This window comes from Winogradskyella rapida, assembly GCF_042675845.1.
GTDB lineage: Bacteria > Bacteroidota > Bacteroidia > Flavobacteriales > Flavobacteriaceae > Winogradskyella > Winogradskyella rapida.
This window is the reverse complement of sequence record NZ_JBHTKM010000029.1, coordinates 1-1,417: the sequence shown is the minus strand read 5'-3', so window position 1 is coordinate 1,417 and position 1,417 is coordinate 1. Positions and strand designations below refer to the sequence as shown.

Annotated in this window: 1 protein-coding gene; it reads right to left on the bottom strand. The window is 35.1% G+C overall.

The window, feature by feature from the left end; translation table 11 throughout:
• Window positions 1–730 precede the first annotated feature (730 nt).
• The gene (locus ACFQ13_RS05980) at window positions 731–1,297 is read right to left on the bottom strand and encodes a hypothetical protein (protein WP_386115174.1); all 567 of its coding nucleotides are present in this window, start codon (window positions 1,295–1,297) and stop codon (window positions 731–733) included.
• Window positions 1,298–1,417: the final 120 nt, after the last annotated feature.

Below are 1,417 nucleotides of genomic sequence, written 5' to 3'. Positions count from 1 at the left end.
GATTAAGGATCTAATTTAGCAAAAATTGACCGAACGCGGGGAAATTCCGCAGGAATTTCCACATGAGCAAGACCCAAGCAATTAAATATACACAATGTTAGCGACCGGCTTTATTTAATTTTTAAACAGCTCGACTAGATCGCATTGCCGTTAGTTTTAGGCTTATATTCTGTTATATTCATCCAGTTTATCGGTCAGGTTGAATTTCGTGCTTCTTGATCGATGGTATAGAATCACATTGGATAGAAACAGTGAGTAGAGTAGGTGTCATGGAGCCGTAAGTCCTGCGTTGTTGTTCCGTAATACTCCTCAATTTGGTTATTCGTGCGAGTTTTGAATCCTGCATAAGCATTACAGACTTTTAAGATGCCTAGATGTGGATTGATGTGTCTGCTTGGCGCTAACGTGTTTGTCTATGGTTAGTTGCGTGGTTAGGCAACTAAGTTAATAAACATTTACGAACCCGTGAAAATTCCGCAGGAATTTTCGCAAGTAGGCTAGAACCTAGCAATTAATTATACACGGTGTTACCCAACGTTTTTATTTTTTAACACAATTAGGAAAACTATAATAGCCATAAATAGAATACTAAGAAAATAATTATAAATGCTATTACTTGTTAAAATCTCACCGAAAGATTTAGAGTGACGATAAAAAATCCAACGAATAAAAGCGCCAGGAATTTTTATTAATATTCTCATTATAAATTGACTAATAACTTCCATAGATTTTAATTGCGTTTTTCAAGTTCTGCTTCTAACTCAATTCGTTTTTTCTTATACGTTCTGCGAGCTTTATTAAATACAATATTTTTTTCGTCTATGATTAATTCCGCAATAAGGTGTTCAATTTCGCTATCACTTAATTCGTTTGGTTCTTTAAAGTATAAATCTGTACCGAATTCAGTCGGTTCCAACTTTTTATTCTCCAATTCATTTATTCGTTCCGTTGGTTTTTCCGTTTTCACTTCAACTAATTCGTATTCCGACTTTGGTAATTCCGATTTGCCAATTATATTCAGATAGTCACTTAAAATCCGTTTTTCCACAAAGATTTTTCCGCCTCCAAATTTGTGTCGGTCAGACATATCGTTTTTAACTCCTGAAATCCAATATTCATTTCCGCTTTCAAGGTCAAAATAGTTAGCTGAAATTCCTGTTCCATTTAGACTTTGAAATGCTTTTCCATCAAAGTAGATTGTCTTTCCGCTTTTTGAAAAAGAAACCATTCCAATCCAAGCTGGTCCATTATCCGAAAATCCACTTTTCAGTTCTAAATATTTAATTTCAGTTCTCATTTCTCAAATGTTGGGTAACGTGTTTGTGTATGGTTAGTTGCGTGGTTAGGCAACTAAGTTAGCAAACTTTAACGAACCCGTGAAAATTCCGCAGGAATTTTCGCAAGTAGGCGAGAACAC